We start from the raw sequence: 3,950 nt of genomic DNA on the forward strand, positions 1-3,950 counted from the left end.
TCAGACGTTTGATAAAAAGCTGACTCTCATCATCCGGATATTTAAAAATAATAATATCAAAACGCTCCGGATCCTTCATTTTCCTGGAAATGTGATTTCCGAAAATATCTGCATTGATTCCGTATGCCAGACGGAAACCAAAGACACGGTCACCGGTCATAATAGTATTTTCCATAGATTCTGAAGGAATTTTCGCATTAATAAGTACAAAATTATTCACAAAAAGTACGATCACAACCACAATAATGATCATTTTTACATAATCCCAGATTTCATTCCAGATTTTCATGATAACTCTCCTCTAACTGTTCTTCTTTGATGATATAAGTAAATAATTCCGGCGGTTCCGCGTAAAAACTTTTTTCGGATATGCTTTCCAGACATCCGGTAAGTTTTGGAAACGTCAGACAGTATGCATGCAGAAGCTGATGTCTCAGCCCGTATTTTTCACGGACACTCCTGTTAAATTCTCTGTTTCCATATTTCGCATCTCCCATAAGAGGATAACCCTGAGACGCAAGATGAGCACGTATCTGATGAGTGCGTCCTGTTATCAGTCTTACCTTCAGAAGCGTTACCCTTCCATTACTGCCCAGAGGTGTATACACCGTTTCAATGGGCTGAGCATCTTCTTCTGGAGTTTTATATATGGTTACCTTATTCAGCTTTTCATCCTTTTTCAGATAACCTTTCATATGACGCTTTTCTTTCAGAACACCTTTTACCACGCACAGATAATCTTTATGGACAGTTCTGTCGTGAAAAAGTTCCGAAAGCTCCTGAAGTCCGGAAAGACTTTTTCCTGCTGCCACGATACCACTGGTATTTTTGTCCAGACGATTGCATACAGAAGGTCTGAAAGTTGTAAGTTCCTCTTCTGTTATGCTGCCTGTTCCCAGCAAATATCCTGTCACATATTCTACCAGAGAAGGAACTCCGCTGTCATCAGGCTGCGAAAGCATTCCGGCTGGTTTATTGATCAGAAGCATATGACTGTCTTCATAAAGGATATCCAGCTTTGTTTCTGCCCTGGGAGCTTTTTCAGTGCCGCTGAATTTCAGATAGGTATCATCACTTAAAAAAATCCTGATCTCATCTCCAACAGACAATTTTTCGTTTCCGGATGCTTTTTTTCCATTCAGGGTAATATTTTTTTTACGAAGCATTTTATAAAGAAAACTCTTGGGCGCTTCTCGAAGAAGCTTTGCCAGATATTTATCAAAACGCTGCCCTGCTTCATTTTGATTGATCATAAACTGTTTCATAATTCACCTACAGACAGATCGCCAGAATTGTATGGCGGATCAGTTCATTTCTTGATAATTCCGGATAACGTTCATCCGGACGGAATTTAATTCCTTCTTCCAGTGATTCTCTGTGCTGGTTCATAGAATCCAGACGTTCCAGAAAAGGTTTCAGCTCTTTAAAGATCTTAACCGTGGCGCGGTATCCATTTCCTTTCAGGATCTTCTGTGCTTCGTTTTCCATAAAGGCAGCATCGATTTTAGGATCGCTGCTGTATCCCACTACCAGGTTTCCACAGATGGCAAATGCATCAATAAAGGCGCTTTTTTCATAAAAGGTCATGTACATTTCATAAGACATGACCAGGTCACCGCAATGTTCCCGGATCTGCTCATACACAGACTTCTCCATGGACGGGGACCGAAACAGCATGATCAGATTTACCATCATCTTACAGGCAGGGAGACATCCTACTACAGCAACAACCGTCCATATTGTCAGTCTTGTTTTAAAATATAGAAGCGCAGTAAAAAATATCAGAAGAGGAACTGCAAACAAAATGGCCGTGATGATCAGTTTCCTTTTCTTTTCCGCTGCAATATAGCCAAATTCGCCTTTTTTTGCTGATTTTCCAGTATTTTTTTTGCTCATGTAATACTCCTTGATATATTATTTCTTTTTCTTCTGATGGGTATGCCGGATGGTTTTTCTGCTATATTTTCTTCCTGTCTGTTCCTTGTTTTTTGTTTTTTCTCCAGTCTTCCCACGCTCCGGACGTATCAGACACTTTGGTCCAAATCCCACCAGATCCATCCGTCCTGCCATTTTAAGCCCCTCCAGTACAAGAACTCTGTTTGCAGGATTTTTATACTGCATCAAAGCTCGCTGGACAGCTTTTTCATGAGGGTCTTTTGGAACATATACTTTCTCGCCTGTAAGAGGATGGATCCCTGTATAGTACATACAGGTAGAAAGAGTAGACGGTGTGGGATAAAAGTCCTGTACCTGTTCCGGCGTAAATCCAAGGTCACGAACATACTCAGCAAGCTTCACCGCATCCTTTACCGTACAGCCTGGATGAGAAGACATAAAATATGGTACTGCATACTGCTTCTGCCCTGTTTTTGCATTTTCCTTTTCATAAGCCTTTAAAAATTTCTCATAAACCTGATGAGATGGCTTGCCCATATAGCGAAGCACCTGATCGGATACATGTTCCGGTGCAACCCGGAGCTGCCCGCTGATATGGTACTTCACAAGCTCCTGTAAAAACACAGGACTTTTATCTGCCATTACATAATCAAAACGCACCCCTGAACGGATAAATACTTTTTTGACCTTTGGAATCTTGCGAAGCTTACGAAGAAGCGCTACATAATCGCTGTGATCTGCAGTCAGATTTTTACACGGCTCCGGAAAAAGACACTGACGATTCTGGCAGACACCCTTTGTCAGCTGTTTCTCACAGGAAGGCTGGCGAAAATCTGCCGTTGGGCCTCCAACATCATGAATATATCCTTTAAATGCCGGATCCTCTGTCATATGTACCGCTTCTTTTATAATAGAATCATGACTCCTTGTCTGCAGTATCCGTCCCTGATGAAAAGTAAGTGCACAAAAACTGCAGCTTCCAAAGCATCCCCGGTTGCTGGTAAGACTGAACCTGATCTCCTCAAGAGCAGGAATTCCACCCAGCCTGTCATACATCGGATGCCAGGTTCCGGCAAAGGGAAGATCATAAACATCATCCATTTCCTGCTGCGTCAATGGTTTTGCAGGGGGATTCTGGATCACGTACCCCCGGGTACCGTAATCTTCAGCCAAGGGTTTTGCAGTAAAAGGATCTGTGTTTTTGTACTGAACCGCAAAACTGTCCGCATATGCTTTTTTATTATCCCGGATTTTCTCATAAGACGGAAGGATGATTGGATCATATACCATATCCAGCGTCTTACTTTTATAGACGGTTCCGGGAATATAAGTGATCTCTCCGATGGGCAGCCCACTGTCAAGCGCTTCTGCAATCTCGATCATAGAATGCTCACCCATGCCATAAGAAATCAGATCTGCGCCGGAATCCAGCAGAATGCTTCTGCGCACCTGATCCTGCCAGTAATCGTAGTGAGCCAGTCTTCTGAGACTTGCTTCGATCCCGCCCAGGATGATCGGTGTATTTTTATACGTCTGACGAATCAGATTGCTGTAGACTACTGTTGCCATATCCGGTCGGAGACCCATCTTACCTCCTGGAGAATAGGCATCCTTCTGCCGATGTTTCTTTGAAACCGTATAATGGTTCACCATAGAATCCATATTTCCGGCTGTCACAAGAAAACCCAGGCGCGGTTCCCCAAACACCTGGATACTTTCTTTTTTACGCCAGTCGGGCTGGGATATGATCCCGATCCGATAGCCCCGGCTCTCCAAAAGCCGGCTTATGATGGCACAGCCAAAAGAAGAATGATCCACGTAGGCATCTCCGGTAATATAAACGAAATCAACCTGGTTCCATCCTCTGTTTTTCATTTCCTTTGCTGTTACTGGTAAAAAATTATGCATGTAATCTGCTCCTAAAATGCTACTGACTGTGCGCGGTAGCCCTCTGCAATAATGTCAAGCTGTCTGTGGAAACGCTCCAGTTGCTGAAGATCCTTTGTCTGAAAAACACGAAGGAATTCATTCTGGATTTTTTCCACTTCACGTTT

4 protein-coding genes and 1 pseudogene are annotated in these 3,950 nt (G+C 42.9%); all 5 read right to left on the reverse strand.

Annotated elements, in window-relative coordinates; translation table 11 throughout:
- Positions 1-289: signal peptidase I (lepB, locus tag RDS42_RS13125; RefSeq protein WP_308784052.1), on the reverse strand; the 289-nt coding region annotated here is incomplete at its 3' end.
- Complete coding sequence (locus RDS42_RS13130; RefSeq protein ID WP_308784053.1) at positions 273-1,265, reverse strand: RluA family pseudouridine synthase; 993 nt, start codon at positions 1,263-1,265, stop codon at positions 273-275. The genes lepB and RDS42_RS13130, both read right to left, overlap by 17 nt.
- A gap of 7 nt (positions 1,266-1,272) precedes the next feature.
- Positions 1,273-1,896, reverse strand: a complete 624-nt coding sequence (locus tag RDS42_RS13135) for a hypothetical protein (protein WP_308784054.1) — start codon at positions 1,894-1,896, stop codon at positions 1,273-1,275.
- 18 nt (positions 1,897-1,914) lie between these two features.
- Positions 1,915-3,804: a YgiQ family radical SAM protein gene (locus RDS42_RS13140; RefSeq protein WP_308784055.1), complete on the reverse strand. Its 1,890-nt coding sequence runs from the start codon at positions 3,802-3,804 to the stop codon at positions 1,915-1,917.
- 11 nt (positions 3,805-3,815) lie between these two features.
- A pseudogene (locus RDS42_RS14955) lies at positions 3,816-3,950 on the reverse strand (GTP pyrophosphokinase family protein); the annotation flags it as partial.

Origin of the sequence: uncultured Blautia sp., assembly GCF_902497045.1 — a bacterium.
GTDB lineage: Bacteria > Bacillota > Clostridia > Lachnospirales > Lachnospiraceae > Blautia_A.